At 71.6% G+C, this 20,130-nt stretch carries 18 protein-coding genes; 8 read left to right on the top strand and 10 right to left on the bottom strand.

Annotation, left to right across the window (positions count from 1 at the left end; translation table 11 throughout):
* Positions 1-9 precede the first annotated feature (9 nt).
* The 5 genes from ACFWZ2_RS01390 to ACFWZ2_RS01410 all read right to left on the bottom strand — a co-directional run bounded on the left by ACFWZ2_RS01390 (position 10) and on the right by ACFWZ2_RS01410 (position 5,748).
* A complete protein-coding gene (locus ACFWZ2_RS01390) occupies positions 10-1,050 on the bottom strand; it encodes a substrate-binding domain-containing protein (protein ID WP_384540013.1) in 1,041 nt (346 codons plus the stop codon).
* A 15-nt stretch (positions 1,051-1,065) separates the two neighbouring features.
* On the bottom strand, positions 1,066-2,085 hold the full coding sequence (locus ACFWZ2_RS01395; RefSeq protein ID WP_384540016.1) for an ABC transporter permease: 1,020 nt from the start codon (positions 2,083-2,085) through the stop codon (positions 1,066-1,068).
* The gene (locus tag ACFWZ2_RS01400; protein WP_384540018.1) at positions 2,082-3,599 is read right to left on the bottom strand and encodes a sugar ABC transporter ATP-binding protein; all 1,518 of its coding nucleotides are present in this window, start codon (positions 3,597-3,599) and stop codon (positions 2,082-2,084) included. The genes ACFWZ2_RS01395 and ACFWZ2_RS01400 overlap by 4 nt, the downstream gene beginning before the upstream one ends.
* Before the next feature lie 116 nt (positions 3,600-3,715).
* Positions 3,716-4,897, bottom strand: coding sequence for an ROK family protein (locus ACFWZ2_RS01405; RefSeq protein WP_384540021.1), 1,182 nt, complete (start codon positions 4,895-4,897; stop codon positions 3,716-3,718).
* A gap of 260 nt (positions 4,898-5,157) precedes the next feature.
* On the bottom strand, positions 5,158-5,748 hold the full coding sequence (locus tag ACFWZ2_RS01410) for a GNAT family N-acetyltransferase (protein WP_384540024.1): 591 nt from the start codon (positions 5,746-5,748) through the stop codon (positions 5,158-5,160).
* Between the two features lie 145 nt (positions 5,749-5,893).
* Here ACFWZ2_RS01410 and ACFWZ2_RS01415 point away from each other — a divergent pair, with 145 nt between their 5' ends.
* Positions 5,894-6,394 (top strand): hypothetical protein, encoded by a 501-nt coding sequence (locus ACFWZ2_RS01415; protein WP_384540026.1) that lies wholly within the window; start codon positions 5,894-5,896, stop codon positions 6,392-6,394.
* Between the two features lie 41 nt (positions 6,395-6,435).
* On the opposite strand, the gene ACFWZ2_RS01420 is transcribed toward ACFWZ2_RS01415, so the two are convergent.
* The 4 genes from ACFWZ2_RS01420 to ACFWZ2_RS01435 all read right to left on the bottom strand — a co-directional run bounded on the left by ACFWZ2_RS01420 (position 6,436) and on the right by ACFWZ2_RS01435 (position 9,714).
* Positions 6,436-7,113: a GntR family transcriptional regulator gene (locus tag ACFWZ2_RS01420; protein ID WP_384540028.1), complete on the bottom strand. Its 678-nt coding sequence runs from the start codon at positions 7,111-7,113 to the stop codon at positions 6,436-6,438.
* Between the two features lie 91 nt (positions 7,114-7,204).
* Positions 7,205-8,152: a beta-ketoacyl-ACP synthase III gene (locus tag ACFWZ2_RS01425; protein WP_384540031.1), complete on the bottom strand. Its 948-nt coding sequence runs from the start codon at positions 8,150-8,152 to the stop codon at positions 7,205-7,207.
* Positions 8,153-8,276: 124 nt separating this feature from the next.
* Positions 8,277-8,411, bottom strand: coding sequence for a hypothetical protein (locus ACFWZ2_RS01430; protein ID WP_384540374.1), 135 nt, complete (start codon positions 8,409-8,411; stop codon positions 8,277-8,279).
* Complete coding sequence (locus ACFWZ2_RS01435) at positions 8,380-9,714, bottom strand: OFA family MFS transporter (protein WP_384540034.1); 1,335 nt, start codon at positions 9,712-9,714, stop codon at positions 8,380-8,382. Before ACFWZ2_RS01435 ends, ACFWZ2_RS01430 begins: the two co-directional genes overlap by 32 nt.
* Before the next feature lie 196 nt (positions 9,715-9,910).
* On the opposite strand from ACFWZ2_RS01435, the gene ACFWZ2_RS01440 reads away from it, so the two are divergent.
* The 5 genes from ACFWZ2_RS01440 to fdhD are packed head-to-tail and all read left to right on the top strand — an operon-like array spanning position 9,911 to position 16,494.
* Positions 9,911-10,882, top strand: a complete 972-nt coding sequence (locus ACFWZ2_RS01440; protein WP_384540037.1) for a 2-dehydropantoate 2-reductase — start codon at positions 9,911-9,913, stop codon at positions 10,880-10,882.
* Positions 10,879-12,798, top strand: coding sequence for a molybdopterin oxidoreductase family protein (locus ACFWZ2_RS01445; protein WP_384540039.1), 1,920 nt, complete (start codon positions 10,879-10,881; stop codon positions 12,796-12,798). The genes ACFWZ2_RS01440 and ACFWZ2_RS01445 overlap by 4 nt, the downstream gene beginning before the upstream one ends.
* A 6-nt stretch (positions 12,799-12,804) precedes the next feature.
* Entirely contained in the window at positions 12,805-14,781 is a 1,977-nt protein-coding gene (locus ACFWZ2_RS01450) for an NADH-ubiquinone oxidoreductase-F iron-sulfur binding region domain-containing protein (RefSeq protein WP_384540041.1), read from the top strand.
* Positions 14,778-15,638: a 2Fe-2S iron-sulfur cluster-binding protein gene (locus ACFWZ2_RS01455; RefSeq protein WP_384540044.1), complete on the top strand. Its 861-nt coding sequence runs from the start codon at positions 14,778-14,780 to the stop codon at positions 15,636-15,638. The genes ACFWZ2_RS01450 and ACFWZ2_RS01455 overlap by 4 nt, the downstream gene beginning before the upstream one ends.
* 7 nt (positions 15,639-15,645) lie before the next feature.
* Entirely contained in the window at positions 15,646-16,494 is an 849-nt protein-coding gene (fdhD, locus tag ACFWZ2_RS01460; protein ID WP_384540046.1) for a formate dehydrogenase accessory sulfurtransferase FdhD, read from the top strand.
* 75 nt (positions 16,495-16,569) lie between these two features.
* Here fdhD and ACFWZ2_RS01465 read toward each other — a convergent pair whose 3' ends face one another.
* Positions 16,570-17,037, bottom strand: coding sequence for a MarR family winged helix-turn-helix transcriptional regulator (locus tag ACFWZ2_RS01465; RefSeq protein WP_384540049.1), 468 nt, complete (start codon positions 17,035-17,037; stop codon positions 16,570-16,572).
* Between the two features lie 126 nt (positions 17,038-17,163).
* On the opposite strand from ACFWZ2_RS01465, the gene ACFWZ2_RS01470 reads away from it, so the two are divergent.
* Both ACFWZ2_RS01470 and ACFWZ2_RS01475 read left to right on the top strand, forming a co-directional pair.
* Positions 17,164-18,087 carry a zinc-binding alcohol dehydrogenase family protein gene (locus ACFWZ2_RS01470; protein ID WP_384540052.1) on the top strand — a complete coding sequence of 308 codons (924 nt, stop codon included), beginning with the start codon at positions 17,164-17,166 and terminating at the stop codon, positions 18,085-18,087.
* Positions 18,088-18,228: 141 nt separating this feature from the next.
* Entirely contained in the window at positions 18,229-20,124 is a 1,896-nt protein-coding gene (locus ACFWZ2_RS01475) for an exo-alpha-sialidase (RefSeq protein WP_384540055.1), read from the top strand.
* The last annotated feature ends 6 nt before the right edge of the window (positions 20,125-20,130 follow it).

Genomic DNA, 20,130 nt, shown 5'->3' on the forward strand with positions numbered 1-20,130 from the left:
AGGCGCACATCACTTGAAGCCGGTGGGCATGTACTGCTCGACGTTGTCCTTGTCGACCACCGCCGAGTACAGGGTGATGAAGGCCGGGATCTCGAACTCGGCCATGCCGCTGATGCCCTTGCTCTGCCCGAGGGCGCGCGCGAGGTCGATCGCGGACGCGGCCATCGTGGGCGGGTAGAGGACGGTGGCCTTCAGGACGCTGTCGCCCGCGTCGATGGCCTGGAAGGCGGAGAGCGCGCCCGCGCCGCCGACCATCAGGAAGTCGTCGCGACCCGCCTGCTTGATGGCGCGCAGGGCGCCGACCCCCTGGTCGTCGTCGTGGTTCCACAGGGCGTCGAAGTTCTTCTGCGCCTGGAGGAGTTGGGACATCTTCTGCTGGCCGGACTCGACGGTGAAGTCGGCGGCCTGGCGGGCGACCTTCTCGATGTTCGGATAGTTCTTCAGCGCGTCGTCGAAGCCCTTGGTGCGCTGCTTGGTCAGCTCCAGGTTGTCGAGCCCTGCCAGCTCCACGACGCGGGCGTTCTTCTTGCCCTTGAGCTGCTCGCCGATGTAGTGCCCGGCGTTGAGGCCCATGCCGTAGTTGTCGCCGCCGATCCAGCAGCGGTAGGCCTGCGGCGAGGCGAAGACACGGTCGAGGTTGACGACGGGGATGCCCGCCTTCATGGCCTTCAGGCCGACCTGGGTGAGCGCCTTGCCGTCGGCGGGCAGGATCACCAGGACGTCGACCTTCTTGTTGATCAGCGTCTCGACCTGGCCGATCTGCGCGGCGGTGTCGTTCGAGCCCTCGGTGGCCTCCAGGGTGACGTCCTTGTACTTCTTGGCCCGCTCCTTGGCGTTGTCGTTGATGGCGTTGAGCCAGCCGTGGTCGGCCTGCGGGCCCGCGAAGCCGATGGTGACCTGCTTGCCGGGCTTGTCGTCGGCGACCTGCTGTTCCTTGTCGTCGGAGCCCTCGTCCTTGGACTCGTTGCTGGTGCACCCCGCGAGGAGGGCTCCGGAGGACAGGGCGGCGGCTCCGAAGAGGAGCCCTCTGCGGCTCGTGTTGGTTGGCATGGTGAACCCCTCGACTCAGGTGGTGTGGGCCGTACGTCGTTGGACGAGCACCGCGGCGACGATGATCGCGCCCTTGGCGATCTGCTGGGTCGCGGTCTCCAGGTTGTTGAGCGCGAAGATGTTCTGGATCGTGGTGAAGATCAGCACGCCGAGCACGGAGCCGGTGATGGTGCCCCGGCCGCCGCTGAGCAGCGTGCCGCCGATGATCGCCGCGGCGATGGCGTCGAGCTCGTACAGATTGCCGTTGGTGTTCTGTCCCGAGCCGGACAGGATGATCAGCAGGAAGGCCGCGATGCCGCAGCAGAGCCCGGAGAGCAGATAGAGGTAGAGCCGCTGCCTTCGTACGTCGATCCCTGCGAGGCGCGCCGCTTCCGCGTTGCCGCCGACCGCGACGGAGCGCCGCCCGAAGGTGGTGCGGTTCAGGAGCAGCCAGCCGACGACCGTGACGGCCGCGAAGACGAGGACGAGCGGCGGGATGCCGAGGATGTAGGAGTCGCGCAGGCCGAGGTCCAACACCCCGTCCACGGTGACCATTTGGGTCTTTCCGTCGGTGATCTGCAGGGCGAGCCCGCGCCCGGAGGCCAGCATGGCGAGGGTCGCGATGAACGGCACCATTCCGCCGTACGCGATGAGCAGGCCGTTGACCAGGCCGCATGCCATGCCGACGAGCACCGCGGTGAACAGGATGCCCGCGAAGCCGTACTCCTGGGTGGCGACCGTCGTCGCCCACACCGAGGCGAGCGCGACGATCGCGCCGACCGACAGGTCGATGCCGCCGGAGATGATCACGAAGGTCATGCCGACGGTGACGACGCCGATGACGGAGGCCTGGGTGAGGACCAGTTGGACGTTGTCGGTGTCCAGGAACGAGTCGGGCTGGGTGATGCCGCCGATCACGATCAGCGCGGCGAGCACCCCGAGCAGCGAGAGCGTGCGCACGTCGGCGCGGGCGATGACGGTCCGCCACGGGCTTCTGCCGTCGGCGGGGGCGCTCTTGCGGGTGGCGGCCTCAGCCGCCGGGGCTGGCTGGGTCATGCCGCCGGGCTCCCTTCGATGACAAGGTCGAGTACGCGGTGTTCGTCGAGGTCACGGGCGGGTGCGGCATGCACGACGCGGCCCTCGCGGAGCACCAGGACGCGGTCGGCGAGGCCGAGCACCTCGGGCACCTCGCTGGAGACGAGGAGGACGGCGAGGCCGTCGTCGGCGAGCCGGCGGATCACCGCGTACAGCTCGGCTCGGGCGCCGACGTCGACGCCGCGGGTCGGTTCGTCGAGCAGCAGGACGCGGCAGCCGCGCAGCAGCCACCGGGCCAGGACGGCCTTCTGCTGGTTGCCGCCGGAGAGGGTGCGCACCGGGGCGGAGGGGTTGTCGGGCCGCAGGGACAGTTCGCGGGTCGCGGCGCGGGCCGCTTCGCGTTCCCCCCTCCGGTCCAGCCAACCGCCGCGCGAGAAGCGGGACATGGAGGAGACGGACACGTTGCGGGTGACGGATTCCAGCATCAGCAGGGCCTGCGCCTTGCGCTCCTCGGGGGCGAGGCCGAGTCCGGCGCGGACGGCGGCGCGTACGCTGCCGGGCCGCAACGTACGCCCGTCGACGGTCACTTGACCCGCGTGGGCCTTGCGTGCGCCGTAGATCGTCTCCAGGATCTCGGAGCGTCCCGAGCCGACGAGTCCGGCGAGGCCGACGATCTCGCCGGGGCGCAGGTCGAGGTCGAAGGGCTCGAACTCGTCGCGGCGCGTCAGGCCGCGCACGGTCAGCACCGGTTCGGGCAGGGCCCGTTCGGTGGGGCGGTCAGGGAAGACGTACTCGACGTTGCGGCCCGTCATCAGCGCCACGACCTCGCTGGTCGGCGTGGACTTCGCGGGGAGTCCACCGGCCACGGCGCGGCCGTCCTTGAGGACGGTGACGCGGTCGCCGATGCGGCGGATCTCCTCCAGGCGGTGCGAGATGTAGACCACGGCGACACCGTCCGCCGTCAGGTCGCCGACGATGCGGAAGAGGTTGTCGACCTCGTCGGGGTCGAGCGCGGCGGACGGTTCGTCCATGACGATGAGGCGCACCTCGTGGGAGAGCGCGCGGGCCATCGAGACGATCTGCTGCTGGGCCGCGGACAGGTCGCCGACGAGGCGCCCCGGATCGATCTCGGTGTGCCCGAGCCGCTTGAGCAGGGCGGCGGTCGACGCCCTCGCCTCCCGTCCCCGTACGACGAATCCGGCGGCGGTCGGCTCGTGCCCGAGGTGGACGTTCTCGGCGACCGAGAGGCCCTCCACCAGGTCGAGTTCCTGGTAGATGGTGGCGATGCCGAGCCGCATGGCCGCGATGGGCGACCGCAGGGTGGTGCGTTCGCCGCGCCAGCTGATCTCGCCTCCGTCGGGTTGGTGGGCGCCCGCGAGGACCTTGATGAGGGTGGACTTCCCGGCGCCGTTCTGGCCGAGGAGGCAGTGCACTTCGCCCGCCTGGACCTGGAGGTCGACGCCGTCGAGCGCGCGGACTCCGGGGAACGACTTGGTGATGCCGGACATGCTGAGCAGCGGTGGTTCTGGTGCCATGACGGTTCCCCCAGGCAGGTGCGTGTGCGTGCCGGTTTCAGGGCAGGGCAGGGCAGAGCGAGGCGCTGTGCTGGGTGAGGTGTCGCTACGTCCCGGTCAGGCCGGTCGGCGACCGGTCAGGCCGGGGAGAACAGGTGGTCGCTGATGAGCCGGGCGCCGCCGATGACCCCGGCGGTGGGCCCCAACTCGCCCAGGACGATGGGGAGGTTGCCGGTCGCCAGGGGCAGCGACTGGCGGTAGACCTGGGTGCGGATCGCGGCGAGCAGCGTATGGCCGAGGCCGGTCACACCGCCGCCGATCACCACGAGGCCGGGGTTGAAGAAGCTGACGAGGCCCGCGATGACCTGGCCGGTGCGGTTGCCGCCGGCCCTGATGAGGTCGAGGGCGGTGGCGTCACCCGCGGCGGCGGCCGCCGCGACGTCGACGGCGGTGAGCCGCCCCGCCTCGGCGAGCCGTGTGGCGAGTTCCGCCGAACGTCCTTCCCTGGCCGCCTCCTCGGCGTCGCGGGCGAGCGCCGCGCCGCTGAAGTAGGCCTCCAGGCAGCCCTTGTTGCCGCAGGCGCAGGGGCGTCCGTCCGGTTCGGCCTGGATGTGGCCGATGTCGCCCGCACTGCCCGTCGTACCGCGGTAGACCTCACCGCCGACGACGATGCCGCAGCCGATGCCCGTGCCGATCTTCACGCAGAGGAAGTCGCCCACGGAGCGTGCGACGCCCGCGTGCTGCTCCCCCATCGCCATGAGGTTCACGTCGTTGTCGACCATGACGGGGCAGCCCAGGTCCTGGCTGAGGGCCTCCCTGACGGGGAAGCCGTCCCACCCCGGCATGATCGGCGGGGCGACCGGCACGCCCTCGGGGAAGCGGACGGGCCCGGGGACGCCGATCCCGGCGCCGTCGAACCCTTCCGCGAGCCCGGTGGCCTTCAACTTGGCGGCCATGGCGAGGACTTGCTCGAAGACGGCGACCGGTCCTTCGCGTACGTCCATGGGCTGGTTGATGTGGCCGAGGACCTCCAGCTCGGCGTTGGTCACCGCGACGTCGACCGAGGTCGCGCCGATGTCCACGCCGAGGAAGCGGAGGGCGGGGGCCAGGCGGATGTTGTGGGAGCGGCGGCCGCCGCGCGAGGCGGCGAGTCCGTCGGCGACCACGAGTCCGGTCTCCAGGAGCCGGTCGACCTCGACGGCGAGCTTGGACCGCGAGAGGTCGATCTGATCGCCCAGCTGGGCACGGGAGTTGGGCCCCCCGTCGCGCAACAGCCGCAACAGTCGCGCCTGGTGCGCGTTGGCGGGTCGAGCCGTCATACGTCTCACGCGCCCCTCCCGCCTCTTCGGGCTGCCAGTGCCACGCCCTCGGGCAACGCCGTTGCCTTCGGGCCTCCTTCAGGCTTTCGAGGGGAACGTAGCAGTGCCTGCCGGGAGTGGGAAGAAGTTGCGCGGGAATTACCCATGACTTTCTCCAGTCACAGGACAAAGGTGTGCGTGCGGGTACGGAGAGTCCCGCCCAACGCCGGTGAGTCCCGTCCTACGCCGGTGAGTCCCGTCCCACGCCGGTGAGTCCCGCCCTACGCCGGTTCGCGCAGCATGCACCACGTGCGCGGGCCGTTGCCCGGCAGGGTGACCTCCGCGGTGACGGCGAAGCCGAGCCGCTCGTAGAACGCCACGTTCCGCTCGGTCGACGTCTCCAGGAAGGCCGGGTGTCCCGCACGGTCGGCCGCTTCGATGCCCGGCTTGATCACCGCGCGGCCGAGGCCCTGCCCCTGGGCGTCGGGGTCCACGCCGACCGTGGCGAGGAACCACGCGGGGCGCTGCGGGCGATGCGGGCGCAGCGCCTGGTCGGCCGATTCGAACCAGGCCGCGCGATCGCCCGCGAGCTCGCCGATCAGCGGGCCCACGGCGGCGAAACCGGGGCTCGGGTCCCGGTCAGGGGTGGTCCAGACGGCGACGGCCCGCCCGGCTCCGGCGACCCAGACGCGTCCGTAGACCATCCCGATACGGGTGAGGAAGAGCTCCTGGAAGCGGCGGACCCGCTCCTCGTGGCCGTCGGCCGCGACCACGTGCCGTGTGAAGGCGTAGTCGGCGAAGGCCCGGGCGAGCGTCCCCACCGCGGTCGGAACGTCTTCGGTGATCAGGGGGCGCACAGGATTGCGCTGCATGCTCTCTCTCCTCCGGGTGTCGCCACGTCCTCGGCCGACGGTCACGGCCCGTCCACCCAACGATCAAGCCCGCCGCCGCGTTCCTTTGCCCGCGCCCCGCTGCCACAATCGATCAGGCCGCTTGGCGGGGACCGGAGGGGGCACAGTGGCACAGTCCGAGTTACAGGTCGCGCTGGTGGGACTCGGCGGCGTGGCGACCGGTGCTGTGGCGACCCTGCTGGCCGCGCGCTACACCTCCCTGGGCGGTGTCAGAGCCGCCACCATCGCCCAACTGGACACCTTCCAGTCCGAGTTCGCGAAGATCGTCGGCCCCTACGCGGAGGCCAGGATCCAGTTGGACCCGGTCAGGGACGGGCGGACGCCCGAGGAGTGGCGCCTGCTCGCCCCCACGCTGCCGCGCACCGCCCCGGGGTGGTGCTCCATGGCCCCCAACCACCAGCTCCTCTACGAGAGACCCGTGATCGTCCGCCGTGACGCCGCGTGGGTGGACGGCGCGGTGCGCAGGCACCAGGCGCTCGGCGCGCCCTCCCTGGACGACGAGACGCGCGACGCGTCGCGCCGCCTGCACCGGGACATCGGAGAGCTCGTCAACGACCTCTCCAACCTCTTCAAGCGCCTCGCCAAGCGCGGCATGGGCGTGATGTAGCGGAGCCGTGCGGTGCGCGGAGCGAGGCGGCCGCCGAGGACTCAGCCCCGGTCGCGCTCGTGGTAGGTCTTGCGCGTGTGTTCCGTGTGGGCGCGCATGACGTCCGTGGCCCGCTGCTCGTCGCGGTCGGCGATCGCGGCGATCAGTTCGCGGTGCTCGATCCAGGACTGGCTGCCGCGCTGCCGGGCGACCGGCGTGTAGTACCAGCGCACCCTGCGGTCCACCTGTCCGGCGAGTTCGGCGAGGACCACATTGCCCGCGAGTTCCATCACCTTGGCGTGGAAGGCCGCGTTCAGGGTCACGACCTGGTCCACGTCGCCGTCCGCGACGGCCTGTTCGCCCCGGGTGCAGAGTTCGTCGAGCGCGGTGATCCCCGCGGTGCCGGTGTTCGCGGCGGCGAGCCGTGCGGCCTCGGCCTCCAGGAGCGTACGGACCGTGAGGAGTTGGTCCGCCTCCTCCTCGGTCGGCTCGTGCACGAAGGCGCCCTGGGCGGGGCGCAGATCGACCCAGCCCTCGGTGTTGAGCCGCTGCAGCGCCTCGCGGACCGGCTGCCGGGACACGCCGAGGTGTCCGGCGAGTTCGCTCTCGACGAGGTGCTGGCCGGGCTGCAGCGAGCGGGTCGTGATGAGTTCGAGCAGCGCCTCGTAGACCCGCTCTCTGAGCGGCCCGGGGCGTTCGAGCCTGGGCACCGCCCCCTGCGGCAGTCCTGTGGACAACATCGCGGTCCCCTCCTCGACGATTGCCTTTTGTCTACAGTCTACGAGCTACAGGGGCCAGCACCAGGGGGAGTTGAGCCGGTCACACTCCGTCTCAGGGGCAGCGCACGACCTGCCCCGCGTACGACAGGTTCCCGCCGAAGCCGAAGAGCAGGACCGGATCGCCCGAGCGGATCTCCCCGCGCTCCACCAGCTTGGACAGCGCCATGGGGACGCTCGCCGCCGAGGTGTTCCCGGAGTCGACGACATCGCGCGCGACGACGGCGTTCACGGCGCCGATGCGCTCGGCGAGCGGTTCGATGATGCGCAGGTTCGCCTGGTGCAGGACCACCCCTGCGAGGTCGGCGGGGGTGAGCCCGGCCTTCTCGCAGGCCGCGCGGGCGAGCGGCGGCAGCTGGGTGGTCGCCCAGCGGTAGACGCTCTGGCCCTCCTGGGCGAAGCGCGGCGGGGTGCCCTCGATGCGGACGGCGTTGCCCATCTCCGGCACCGAGCCCCACAGCACGGGGCCGATGCCGGGCTCCTCGCCGGGCCCGCACGCCTCGACGACGGCGGCGCCCGCACCGTCGCCGGTCAGCACGCAGGTGGTGCGGTCCGTCCAGTCGGTCACCTCGGACATCTTGTCCGCGCCGATGACCAGGGCGCGGGTCGCCGCCCCGGCCCGCACGGTGTGGTCGGCGGTGGCGAGGGCGTGTGTGAAGCCCGCGCACACGACGTTGAGGTCCATGGCGGACGGCGCGGGGATGCCGAGCCGCGCGGACACCCGGGCCGCCATGTTCGGCGACCTGTCGATGGCCGTGGAGGTGGCCACCAGGACCAGATCGATGGCGTCGGGGGCCAGGCCGGCGGCGGCCAGGGCCTTGCCTCCGGCGTGCGCGGCCAGCTCGTCGACCGGCTCCTCGGGGCCCGCGATGTGGCGGGTGCGGATGCCCACACGGGAGCGGATCCACTCGTCGCTGGTGTCGACCACACCCGCGAGGTCCTCGTTCGTGAGCACCTTGGCGGGCTGGTAGTGGCCGACGGCGGCGATGCGCGAGCCGTGCATGGACGGGTCCCCCTTGTGTTGCCGGAGCTGCGGGACCCTCCAGTCTGGTCAGCGACTCACGAGTAACGGGGTACGTAAAGCGACAGGAAAGGGGCTCCGGGTTTGGATGCTTCTCATCATCGTGTCACCCGGTGAACAGCTGGGTGGCCTTGTGTACGAGTTCGTAGATGCCGTAGGCGAGCGGCAGTCCCACCCAGAGCCAGGCGAAGAGCGTCAGCGCGCGGCGGCTACGGGGCGGTGTGCTCGGCGGCATGGCCATCGGCGGCCTCCTTCGGTGCGGGGACGTGGTGGCGGGGGTGGACGGGGCGGACGAGTTCGTTGGCGACGAAGCCCACGACGAGCAGCCCGATCATGATCGTGAAGGAGAGGCCGTAGAGCGCCGAGCCGTGTTTGCCCGCCTCCTCCTGGTGGTCGGCGACGCGGTTCACGATCAGCGGGCCGAGGACCCCCGCCGTGGACCAGGCGGTGAGCAGCCTGCCGTGGATGGCGCCGACCTGGTAGGTCCCGAAGAGGTCCTTCAGATACGCGGGGATCGTCGCGAAGCCGCCTCCGTAGAAGGAGAGGATCACCAGCGCGCAGACGATGAACAGCGGCTTGGAGGTGTCTCCGAAGCGGGCGATGAGGAGGTACATGAGCGCGCCGACACCGAGGTAGACGCGGTAGACGTTCTTGCGGCCGATCAGGTCGGACGCCGATGACCAGCCGATGCGTCCAGCCATGTTGGCCGCGGAGAGCAGGGCGACGAAGCCCGCCGCCGCGGAGACCGACACGGGCGTCTCCGTGTCCGCGAAGAAGTCCGTGATCATCGGGGCGGCCTTCTCCAGGATGCCGATGCCCGCGGTCACGTTCATGCACAGGATCACCCACAGGCACCAGAACTGCGGGGTGCGGATGGCCTGCTTCGCCGACACCTGGGGTCCGTCGAGCGCGCCGGGGCCGCCGGGCCTGTGCGCACCTTCCGTACGGGGTACGCGTACCAGGAGCACGCCGAGCGACATGAAGACGGCGTACGTGAGGCCGTGCACGAGGAACGCGAGCGCGATGCCGTCCGCGTCCGTGCCGAAGGACTCCAGCATCTGCGCGCTCCACGGCGAGGCGATGAGCGCGCCGCCGCCGAAGCCCATGATCGCGATGCCGGTGGCCATGCCGGGGCGGTCCGGGAACCACTTGATCAGTGTGGAGACCGGGGAGATGTAGCCGATGCCGAGGCCGATCCCGCCGACGAAGCCGTAGCCGAACACGATCAGCCAGTACTGGCCGGTCGCGGCGCCCAGCGCGGCGAGCAGGAATCCGGACGAGAAGCAGCTCAGGGCGACGGCCATGGCCCAGCGCGGGCCGTTGCGCTCGACGAGTGTGCCGCCGAACGCGGCGGACAGCCCGAGCATGACGATGCCTAGCTGGAAGGGCAGCGCGCTCTGGGTGCCGCTGAGGTCGAGCGCGGATTCCAGGGGCGGTTTGAACACGCTCCAGGCGTAGGCCTGGCCGATGGAGAGATGCACCGACAGGGCGGCGGGCGGCACGAGCCAGCGGCTCCAGCCGGGGGGTGCGACGGGGGGCCTCATGATCCCGAACGTTAGGAACCGGCGGCGGAGTTGGGAAGAGGGCGCACGCGATTCGTCGACGGTATGCAATCTCCCGCGCGACCCCTTGCTGCCCCAACTTCCATACTGTAGACAATATTCCGTCGACGTCTTCTCCATACGTTCCGTTCCACTCCCCACGTTCCTCGGATCCCTCGACCGAATGGAGCGCCCCACCGTGAAAGTCGCAGTCCTCGGCGCCGGTGCGATCGGCGCCTACGTCGGAGCCGCCCTGCACCGCGCGGGCGCCGACGTGCATCTCGTCGCCCGTGGACCGCATCTGGCGGCCATGAGGCAGCACGGCGTCCGTGTCCTGAGCCCGCGCGGCGACTTCACCGCGCGGGCCCACGCCACCGACGTCCCGGCCGACATCGGCCCCGTCGACGTCGTCTTCCTGGGCCTCAAGGCCACCTCGTACGCGGCGTGCGGGCCGCTGATCGAGCCGCTGCTCCACGAGTCGACCGCGGTGATCGCCGCGCAGAACGGCATCCCCTGGTGGTACTTCCACCGGCACGGCGGACCGCACGACGGCCACCGTGTCGAGAGCGTCGACCCAGGGGGCGCGGTCAGTGCGGTGCTCGCGCCCGAACGGGCCGTCGGCTGCGTCGTCTACGCGGCCACCGAGCTCGAACGCCCGGGTGTCGTACGCCACTTGGAAGGCACCCGCTTCTCCATCGGCGAGCCGGACCGCTCCCGCTCCGCGCGCTGCGTCGCCTTCAGCGAGGCCATGGTGGCGGGCGGCCTCAAGTGCCCGGTCGAGCCCGACCTGCGCGGCGACATCTGGATCAAGCTGCTCGGCAACATCTCCTTCAACCCGATCAGCGCGCTGTCCCGCGCCACGATGCGCGAGATGTGCCTGCACGGCCGCACGCGCCGCGTCATCGAGATCATGATGAACGAGACCCTCGCCGTCGCGGCCGCCCTCGGCTGCCGCCCCGACATCTCCGTCGAGCGGCGCATCGCGGGCGCCGAGCGCGTCGGCGACCACCGCACCTCCACCCTCCAGGACCTGGAGCGCGGCAAACCGCTGGAACTGGACGTGCTGCTCGCGGCCGTCGTGGAACTCGCGGACATCACCGGCGTCCCGGTGCCGACGCTGCGCACCGTGCACGCCATCTCGGACCTGCTCGCATCGAGGACTGCCGCATGAACGAACGCGACCGCACCCCGAAGACCTACACACGACTGACCCACCCCCTGGTCCGCGACTCCCGCGCCGAGCCCTTCCGCAGGGCGACCTGGGACGAGGCGCTGACCAGGGCGGCGGCCGGATTCCGGGCGGCGCACGGCGCCTTCGGGATGTTCTCCTGCGCCCGCGCGACCAACGAGATGAACTATGTGGCGCAGAAGTTCGCCCGCGTGGTGATGGGCACCAACAACGTCGACTCCTGCAACCGCACCTGCCACGCGCCGAGCGTCGCGGGCCTCTCGGCCGCCTTCGGTTCGGGCGGCGGGACATCGTCGTACGAAGAAGTCGAGCACACGGACCTCATCGTGATGTGGGGCTCCAACGCCCGCTTCGCGCACCCGATCTTCTTCCAGCACGTCCTGAAGGGCATCAGGAACGGCGCGCGGATGTACGCGGTCGACCCGCGCCGCACCAAGACCGCCGAGTGGGCGGAGAGCTGGCTCGGCCTGAACGTCGGCACGGACATCCCGATGGCGCACGCGATCGGCCGCGAGATCATCCACGCGGGCCTCGTCAACCGCGCGTTCGTCGAGCGGGCGACGACGGGCTTCGCGGAGTACGCGGCCCTGGTCGAGCCGTGGACGCTGTCGCTCGCCGAACAGGTGACGGGCGTACCGGCCGCCGCCATACGGGAGTTGGCGCACGCCTACGCACGGGCCGAGCGGGCGCAGCTGTGCTGGACGCTCGGCATCACCGAGCACCACAACGGCACGGACAACGTGCGCGCCCTCATCAACCTGTCGCTGCTCACCGGGCACGTGGGCCGCTTCGGCTCGGGCCTGCAGCCGCTGCGCGGCCAGAACAACGTGCAGGGCGGCGGCGACATGGGCGCCATCCCGAACCGGCTGCCCGGCTTCCAGGACATCCTCGACCCCGCGTCCCGCCTGAAGTTCGAGTCGGCGTGGGACACCGTCATCCAGCCCCGCTACGGCCTGAACCTCACGGAGATGTTCGAGGCGATGGAGGAGGGCACGCTCAAGGCGGTCTACTGCATCGGCGAGAACCCCGCGCAGTCGGAGGCCGACAGCGAACAGGCGATGCGGCGCCTCGGCTCCCTGGACTTCCTGGTCGTCCAGGACATCTTCCTCACCAAGACCGCCGAACTGGCGGACGTGGTGCTGCCCGCGACCGCCGCCTGGGCCGAGACCGACGGCACCACCACCAACAGCGAGCGGCGTGTGCAGCGGGTCCGCAAGGCCGTGCGGCCGCCCGGCGAGGCCCGCGAGGACATCGACATCATCTGCGAGCTCGCGGGACTCCTCGGCCACGACTGGAAGTACGCGGACGCGCGGGCCGTCTGGGACGAGCTGCGGTCGGTGTCGCCCGACCACCACGGCATGACGTACGACCGGCTCGAAGCCCTGCAGGGCATCCAGTGGCCCTGCCCCGACGAGGACCGGCTCGAACCGACGTATCTGCACGGCAGGTTGTGGGAGCAGGACCCGGCACTGCGCGGCCGCCTCGCCCCCTTCGGACTCGTCGAGCACGACCCGCCGGTCGACCTCACCGACGAGGCGTACCCGATCCGACTGACCACCGGGCGGCGGCTCGATTCGTACAACACCGGTGTGCAGAGCGGCAGTTTCGCCTCCCCGCTGCGGCGCGGCGAGTACGTCGAACTGTGCCCGGAGGACGCCGAGCGCTACGGCGTCGTCGTGGGCGAGGAGGTCCGCGTGTCCTCGCGGCGCGGCACGGTGACGGCCCCCGTCTGGATCGACCCCGGCCTGCGGCCCGGACTCGCCTTCATGACCATGCACTTTCCCGACGAGGTCGACACCAACCAGCTGACGATCGAGGCGAATTGCCCCATCGCGGGGACGGCGGAGTTCAAGGCGTCGGCGATCCGGATCGACAAGCTGACAGCGGCTGTGAGGTGACGTCAAGTGGATCTGCGCTTCGGTGACAGCAAGCCGACGGACGAGGAGCGATCGGCCGTCGACGCGGTGCTCGGGCCGCCCGGATCCGCGTGGGAGGGCGCCGACGACCGCAGCGACGCGGATCTGCGGTGGGCACGGGGTGGCCGTGCGGCCCGTGAGCGGCGGGACCTGCTGTTGCCCGGGCTGCACGCCTTGAACGACCGGGTGGGGTGGATCAGCGAAGGAGGCCTCGACTACCTGTGCAGGCGGCTCACCGTTCCGCCCGCGGAGGGGTATGGGGTGGCCACGTTCTACTCCATGTTCTCGGTGCGACCGCGGCCTCGGACGGTGGTGCGGGTCTGTACGGATCTTGCGTGTGGGGGTGCGGGGTTGTGCGGGGAGGCGTCGGAACGGCTCGCCGCCGTGCCGGGGGTCGCGGTCGAGGCCAGCCCCTGCCTGGGGCTGTGCGAGCGGGCGCCGGCGGCGGCGGTGGTGCGGGCGGGGCCTCCGGCGTCCTCAAACGCCGGACGGGCTGAGGATTCGCCGGTCCGGGACATTTCAGCCCCTCCGGCGTTTGAGGAGCGGGGTCTGGGGCGGAGCCCCAGGGGCGGCAACCCCGTGGCGGCGGAGCCGCGGGATTCGGGTAGGGGCGGGAGCGGGGAGAAGACCCGTACCACCGCGACCATCGCCCCCGCCGCACCCGACACGATCGCCCTCGCCGCCACCGACCCCGACTCCTCCCCCGCCGAACCCCCCGCCTCCCACGCCGTCCCCCAAGCGGGCCGGGACGGACTGATCCTGCTCAGCAGGATCGGCACCGTGGACCCCGCCTCCCTCGACGACTACCGCGCCCACGGCGGCTACACCGCCCTCCGCCGCGCCTTCGCCATCGGCCCCGCCGAGGTCATCAGGGAGGTCACCGAGTCGGGACTGGTGGGCCGAGGCGGCGCCGCGTTCCCCACGGGAAGGAAGTGGCAGGCCACAGCGGCCCAGCCCGACCACCCCCACTACCTCGTCTGCAACGCCGACGAGTCGGAGCCGGGCACGTTCAAGGACCGCGTGCTCATGGAGGGCGACCCGTACGCGCTGGTCGAGGCGATGACGGTCGCGGGATACGCGGTCGGCGCCCACCAGGGCTACCTCTACCTGCGCGGCGAGTACCCGCGCGCCCTGCACAGCCTGGAGCACGCCATCACGCAGGCCCGCTCCCGCGGCCTCCTCGGCGCCGACATCCTCGGCCAGGGATACGCCTTCGACATCGAGATCAGGCGCGGCGCGGGCGCCTACATCTGCGGTGAGGAGACCGCCCTCTTCAACTCCATCGAGGGATACCGGGGAGAGCCGCGCTCGAAGCCTCCCTTCCCCGTGGAGAAGGGCCTGTTCGGCAAGCCCACCGCCGAGAATAACGTGGAGACCCTCGTCAATGTGCTGCCCATCCTCACGATGGGCGCCCGGGCGTACGCCGCGATCGGCACGGAGAAGTCCACCGGCCCCAAGCTCTTCTGCGTGTCGGGCAGCGTGGAGCGGCCGGGCGTCTACGAGCTGCCCTTCGGCGCGACGCTCGGCGAACTGCTCGCCCTCGCCGGAACGCCCCGCACTCTGCGCGCGATCCTGCTCGGCGGCGCGGCGGGCGGTTTCGTGCGCCCCGACGAGCTGGACATCCCCCTCACCTTCGAGGGGACGAGGGCCGCGGGGACGACGCTCGGTTCCGGCGTGGTGCTCGCCCTCGACGACTCCGTGCCGCTCCCCCGCGTCCTGCTGCGCATCGCGGAGTTCTTCCGCGACGAGTCCTGCGGCCAGTGCGTGCCCTGCCGGGTCGGCACCGTCCGCCAGGAGGAGGCCCTGCACCGCATCGCCGGGCGGACCGGGGCCGACGCCGCCGCCGACGTCGCGCTGCTCCGCGAGGTGGGCCGCGCCATGCGGGACGCCTCGATCTGCGGTCTCGGCCAGACCGCGTGGAACGCCGTGGAATCCGCCATCGACCGCCTGGGGGCGTACGAATGACCGCGATACCGCTTCAACCGCCGCGCCGCCTGGTGGAGTTCACCCTGGACGGGACGGCGACCAGGGTTCCGGAGGGGGCCACGGTCCTCGACGCCTGCCGCGCCGCGGGCAAGGACGTGCCGACCCTGTGCGAGGGCGACACCCTCACGCCCAAGAACGCCTGCCGGGTGTGTGTCGTGGAGGTGGCGGGCGCCCGCACGCTCGCCCCCGCCTGCTCGCGCCGCGCCGAGCCGGGCATGAGCGTGCGCACGGACACCGAGCGCACCCGGCACAGCCGCAAGGTCGTCCTTGAACTGCTCGCCTCTTCGGTCGACTTGTCGACGACGCCGAAGGTCGCGGGCTGGCTGGAGGAGTACGGGGCCGAGCCCGAGCGGTTCGGCCCCGACGCGGCCCGTCTCGACGAGGCGCCCAAGGTCGACAACGACCTGTATGTGCGCGACTACGACAAGTGCATCCTCTGCTACAAGTGCGTGGACGCCTGCGGCGAGCAGTGGCAGAACACCTTCGCGATCTCGGTCGTCGGGCGCGGCTTCGACGCCCGCATCGCCGTCGAGCACGACGCCCCGCTGACCGACTCGGCGTGCGTGTACTGCGGAAACTGCATCGAGGTCTGTCCGACGGGCGCCCTCAGCTTCAAGTCGGAGTTCGACATGCGGGCCGCGGGGACGTGGGACGAGTCGGCGCAGACCGAGACGACGACCGTGTGCGCGTACTGCGGAGTCGGCTGCAACCTGACCCTGCACGTGCAGGACAATGACATCGTCAAGGTCACCTCGCCGCACGACAACCCGGTGACCCACGGCAACCTCTGCATCAAGGGCCGCTTCGGCTACCAGCACGTACAGAACCGGGACTGATCAAGACATGGGACGAGTCACGGAACGACGCAAGGTGCTCCGGATCCGGGACGGGCACGTCTCGGAGCGTCCTGACACCCTCGTCGCCGAGGAACCCCTGGAGATCCGGCTGAACGGCAAGCCGCTCGCCATCACCATGCGCACGCCGGGCGACGACTTCGCGCTCGCGGCGGGCTTCCTGGTGAGCGAGGGGGTGCTCGGCTCCGCGGACGAGCTGCGGTCGATCGTCTACTGCGCGGGGGCGACGGCGGACGGCTCGAACACGTACAACGTGGTCGACGTGCAGACCGCCCCCGGCGTCGTCCTCCCCGACATCACCCTGGAACGCAACGTCTACACCACCTCGTCCTGCGGCCTGTGCGGCAAGGCGAGCCTGGACGCGGTCCGCACCACGGCACGCTTCCCGATCGCCGACGCTCCCCCGGTCCTGCTCGGCGTCGAGCTGCTCGCGAGCCTCCCCGACCGGCTGCGCGAGTCCCAGCGCGTCTTCGACAGGACCGGGGGCCTGCACGCCGCGGCGCTCTTCTCCGAGGAGGGCGAACTGCTCGACATACGCGAGGACGTGGGGCGGCACAACGCCGTCGACAAGCTGGTCGGCCGCGCGCTCCAGGACGGACGGCTTCCGCTGTCCCGCGCGGTCCTCCTGGTCTCCGGGCGCGCCTCGTTCGAGCTCGCGCAGAAGGCGGTGATGGCGGGCATCCCGGTGCTCGCCGCGGTCTCCGCGCCGTCCTCGCTCGCCGTCGACCTCGCGGCCGAGACCGGGCTCACGCTGGTCGGCTTCCTGCGCGGCTCCTCCATGAACGTGTACGCGGGCGAGCACCGCGTCGCCCTGCGGGCCGCGGCCGCCCAGGGCTGACCCGGGCCGCCCGCCGCACGGCGGCGGGGTCCCGGCCGGCGGGGAGCGCCCCCTGCGCCGGCCGGGCCCACTGCCCTACTCCGCCGCGTCGGCCCCGTCCCCGTCCCCGACCCCCGAGATCCTGGTCAGCATCTCCAGGAACCGTTCCCGCTCGGCCGTCGAAAGCGCCGCAAGGAGTGCGTCGTTGGCGCCCGCGGCCGCCTTCGCGCAGCGCGCCACGAGCCGCTCCCCCTTGTCCGTGATCGTGATGGCGTTCTTGCGCCGGTCCTTGGGGTCGGGCGCCCGCTCGACGAGTCCTTCGGACTGCAGGTCGTTGATGACGCCGACCATGTCCTTGGGGTCGAGGGACACGCTGCGGCCCAGCTCGGCCTGGGCGACGGGGCCCAGGTCGGCGACGGCGGAGAGCACCACGTGGTGCCACATCTTCAGGCCCTCGCGGGCCAGCGCCTCGGCGACCAGGCCGCGGCCCCGGGCGGCCGCGCGGCCGAGGAGCCAGCTGGGCAGGGTGCGGATGGTGCTGGGTGCGGGCGGCGTCGTGGGCATGGGGAAAGCCTAGCGAAGAATCATTGGACTTCCCAACGGTATCCGCCCTACCGTGAGGGCATCGTTGGAGTTCCCAATGGTTTTCGGCCGGTCACCGACCGGCTTCCCACTCATGGAGGTGTACGGATGCGTCGCGTCCGGTACGAGCACAGCGGCGGCCCCGAAGTGCTGTTCCTGGAGGAGGCCCCCGTCCCCGAACCCGGCCCCGGCGAGCTCCTCGTGCGCGTCGAGGCGGTCGGCGTGACACTGCCCGTCGTACGGAAGGTCCGCGAGCCCCGCGAGCCGATCCCGCTCGGCGGGGAGGTCGCCGGTGCGGTGGTCGCGCTCGGCGACGGCGTCACCGGGTACGCGCCGGGCGACCGCGTCACGGGGCTCGTCTTCGGACACGGGTACGCCGACCACGCCCTGCTGCACACCGCGATGGCCTCCCCCGTCCCGGACGGCGCGAGTGCCGTCGACGCGGTCGCCCTGGTCCGGTCGGGGCTCGTCGCCCACGGCGCCCTGGATGCCGCGCGCCCCGAACCCGGCGAGTCCGCGCTCGTCACCGCGGCCGCGAGCGGCGTCGGCCACCTCGCCGTCCAGCTGGCCCGATTGAGGGGCGCGTCCCGCGTCGTCGCGGCCGTGTCGGATTCCGGCAAGGCGGACTTCGTCCGCGGACTCGGCGCCGACGAGGTCGTCACATACGACGAGGAGACCTGGGGCGAGCCCGTCGACTACGTCCTGGACGCGGTCGGCGGCGAGCTGCTCACACCCGCCGTCGCCTCGCTCGCCCCGCACGGCCGCCTCGTCGCCTACAGCTCGGGCGGCGGCACCGTGGCGGCGTACGACCTGCTCGTCGGCGCCAAGTCGGTCATCGGCTTCCAGATGGCGCTGATCGCACGGGGCAGGCCACAGGTGTACGAACGGTGGCGGAGGGAACTGTGGCGGCTGTTCGCGGCGGGTGAGCTGCGGCCCGCCGTGCACGCGGAGTTCGCCCTGACGGACGCGGCGAAGGCGCACGAGGCGATCGAAGCGCGGAGCAATCGGGGCAAGGTCGTACTGATCCCCTGACGCACGCTTCTTGTGGGGCCCCGAAGCCCCCAAGTAGCGTCTGTGGCACGCGCGTTGGACGTGGGATGTCAGGATGTCAGGTCACCCGCCGTCCGGCGTCACCGTCATGAGTCGCCATCGCCATGAAGGGCGGGCCGCACCATGCCATCGAGACTCCGTGCACGCCTGAGAACACTGCGCACCGCCGCGGCCGCCGTGACCGCCGTCGCGGTCGGCGCGCTGCTGCCCGCGCCGACGGCGCAGGCCGCCCCCGACGAGCCGACGCCGCCGTTCGAGCAGCAGGTGCTGTTCAAGGCGGCGCAGGATCCCGGGTACGCCTGTTTCCGCATCCCTGCCGTCGTGCGCACGACCGAGGGCACACTCCTCGCCTTCGCCGAGGGCCGGGTCAACGACTGCAGCGACGCGGGCGACATAGACCTGGTGCTCAAGCGCTCGCACGACGGCGGCCGCACCTGGGGCCCGCTCCAGGTGATCAACGAGGGCGCGGGCGACACGCACGGCAATCCGGCGCCCGTCGTGGACCGCGGGACCGGCCGCATCCTGCTCGCGGAGACGTACAACACCGGCCGCACGGACGGCAAGAACTGCGACGTGCCGTGCGACCGCACGCCCCACCTCCAGTACAGCGACGACGAAGGCCGCAGCTGGTCGAAGCCGCGCGACCTGAGCGACGAGATCCTGCCCGACGACTGGAACTCCTGGTACGCGACCGGGCCCGTGCACGGCATCCAGCTGACCCGCGGCCGGCACGCCGGACGGCTCGTCCTCGCCGTCAACGCCGAGACGTGGAACGGCAGTCGGGTCACCGCCAACCACGCCGCGCTGATCGTCAGCGACGACGGCGGCGACGACTGGGAGATCGGCGCGACGGACTCGTACCCGATCGCCGACGACGGCACGTTCCGCCAGAAGCCGTCCGAGATGACCCTCACCGAACGGCCCGACGGGGCCGTCTACGTCAGCGGCCGCGAGCAGGACGGCACCGACCTCGGCCACCGCACGCACACCGTCAGCCGCGACGGCGGCGACTCCTTCGCCGCCCCCTTCCGGGCGATCCCCGACCTCTACACGCCCCAAGTGCAGGGCTCCACACTCCAGTTCGGCGGGCGCATGCTGCTCGCCTGCCCCGGCGACCCCGACCGCCGCCGCACGATGCAGATCCGCTCCTCCTACGACGGCGGGCGCACCTGGGACAGCGTCGACCGGGGCACGACGGTGACCACGGACTGGTCCGGCTACTCCGACATGGTGCGGGCCGACGACGAGCACGTGGGCCTGATGTACGAGGGCGGCGCGGTCGACGCGCGCGACGAGATCCGCTTCGCGCGGTTCACCGAGGACTGGCTCGCGCCGCGCCGCGGACCCGACCCGACGACCCGCGACGATGCGCCGGGCGCCCGCCGCGCCGCGGTGCTCGGCGGGGCGCGCGAGACCGAGGGCCGGTTCGGCGGAGCGATCGCCTTCGACGGCGTGGACGACGCCGTACGCCTCCCCTACAGCGGCCGACTGCCGCTCGGCACCAAGGACTTCACGGCGTCCCTGTGGTTCCGCTACTCCGCCACCACCGGCGAACAACCCCTGCTGTGGATGGGCGGCATAGGCACCAATCAGCCCCAGGTGTGGCTGCGCGGCGAGCCCGCGAGCAACCGCGTCACCGGCCTGATCACCACCCGCGACGGCGCCACGCCCCCGAGATCCGCGTCCGTGCGCACCACCGGCGCGTACAACGACGGCCAGTGGCACCACATCGCGCTGCGCCGCCGGACGGGCACCGCCCTGACGCTCTTCCTCGACGGCACACAGATCGGCTCCGCCGCCGACGTGCCCGGCTCGGTCAGCCGCAATTCGCCCTTCGGTGTGCACGTCGGCCAACGCCTGGACAGCCGCGCCCACTTCACCGGCGCGATCGACGAAGTACGGGTCTATGACCGGGCGTTGAGCGACGCCGAACTCGGCGACCTGGGCACCACCGGCACCGCTGTGACACGGGACACCGTCGTCCGGCTCCCCATGGACCGGGTGAGCGGCAGCAACTAACGTCCC

The sequence above is a fragment of the Streptomyces sp. NPDC059002 genome (assembly GCF_042740435.1).
Lineage (GTDB): Bacteria > Actinomycetota > Actinomycetes > Streptomycetales > Streptomycetaceae > Streptomyces.

Coding starts and splice junctions, on each gene's coding strand:
- ACFWZ2_RS01390 (WP_384540013.1), bottom strand. CDS start 1,050: ATGCCAACCAACACGAGCCGCAGAGGGCTCCTCTTCGGAGCCGCCGCC.
- ACFWZ2_RS01395 (WP_384540016.1), bottom strand. CDS start 2,085: ATGACCCAGCCAGCCCCGGCGGCTGAGGCCGCCACCCGCAAGAGCGCC.
- ACFWZ2_RS01400 (WP_384540018.1), bottom strand. CDS start 3,599: ATGGCACCAGAACCACCGCTGCTCAGCATGTCCGGCATCACCAAGTCG.
- ACFWZ2_RS01405 (WP_384540021.1), bottom strand. CDS start 4,897: ATGACGGCTCGACCCGCCAACGCGCACCAGGCGCGACTGTTGCGGCTG.
- ACFWZ2_RS01410 (WP_384540024.1), bottom strand. CDS start 5,748: ATGCAGCGCAATCCTGTGCGCCCCCTGATCACCGAAGACGTTCCGACC.
- ACFWZ2_RS01420 (WP_384540028.1), bottom strand. CDS start 7,113: ATGTTGTCCACAGGACTGCCGCAGGGGGCGGTGCCCAGGCTCGAACGC.
- ACFWZ2_RS01425 (WP_384540031.1), bottom strand. CDS start 8,152: ATGCACGGCTCGCGCATCGCCGCCGTCGGCCACTACCAGCCCGCCAAG.
- ACFWZ2_RS01430 (WP_384540374.1), bottom strand. CDS start 8,411: ATGGCCATGCCGCCGAGCACACCGCCCCGTAGCCGCCGCGCGCTGACG.
- ACFWZ2_RS01435 (WP_384540034.1), bottom strand. CDS start 9,714: ATGAGGCCCCCCGTCGCACCCCCCGGCTGGAGCCGCTGGCTCGTGCCG.
- ACFWZ2_RS01445 (WP_384540039.1), top strand. CDS start 10,879: ATGAACGAACGCGACCGCACCCCGAAGACCTACACACGACTGACCCAC.
- ACFWZ2_RS01455 (WP_384540044.1), top strand. CDS start 14,778: ATGACCGCGATACCGCTTCAACCGCCGCGCCGCCTGGTGGAGTTCACC.
- fdhD (WP_384540046.1), top strand. CDS start 15,646: ATGGGACGAGTCACGGAACGACGCAAGGTGCTCCGGATCCGGGACGGG.
- ACFWZ2_RS01465 (WP_384540049.1), bottom strand. CDS start 17,037: ATGCCCACGACGCCGCCCGCACCCAGCACCATCCGCACCCTGCCCAGC.
- ACFWZ2_RS01470 (WP_384540052.1), top strand. CDS start 17,164: ATGCGTCGCGTCCGGTACGAGCACAGCGGCGGCCCCGAAGTGCTGTTC.
- ACFWZ2_RS01475 (WP_384540055.1), top strand. CDS start 18,229: ATGCCATCGAGACTCCGTGCACGCCTGAGAACACTGCGCACCGCCGCG.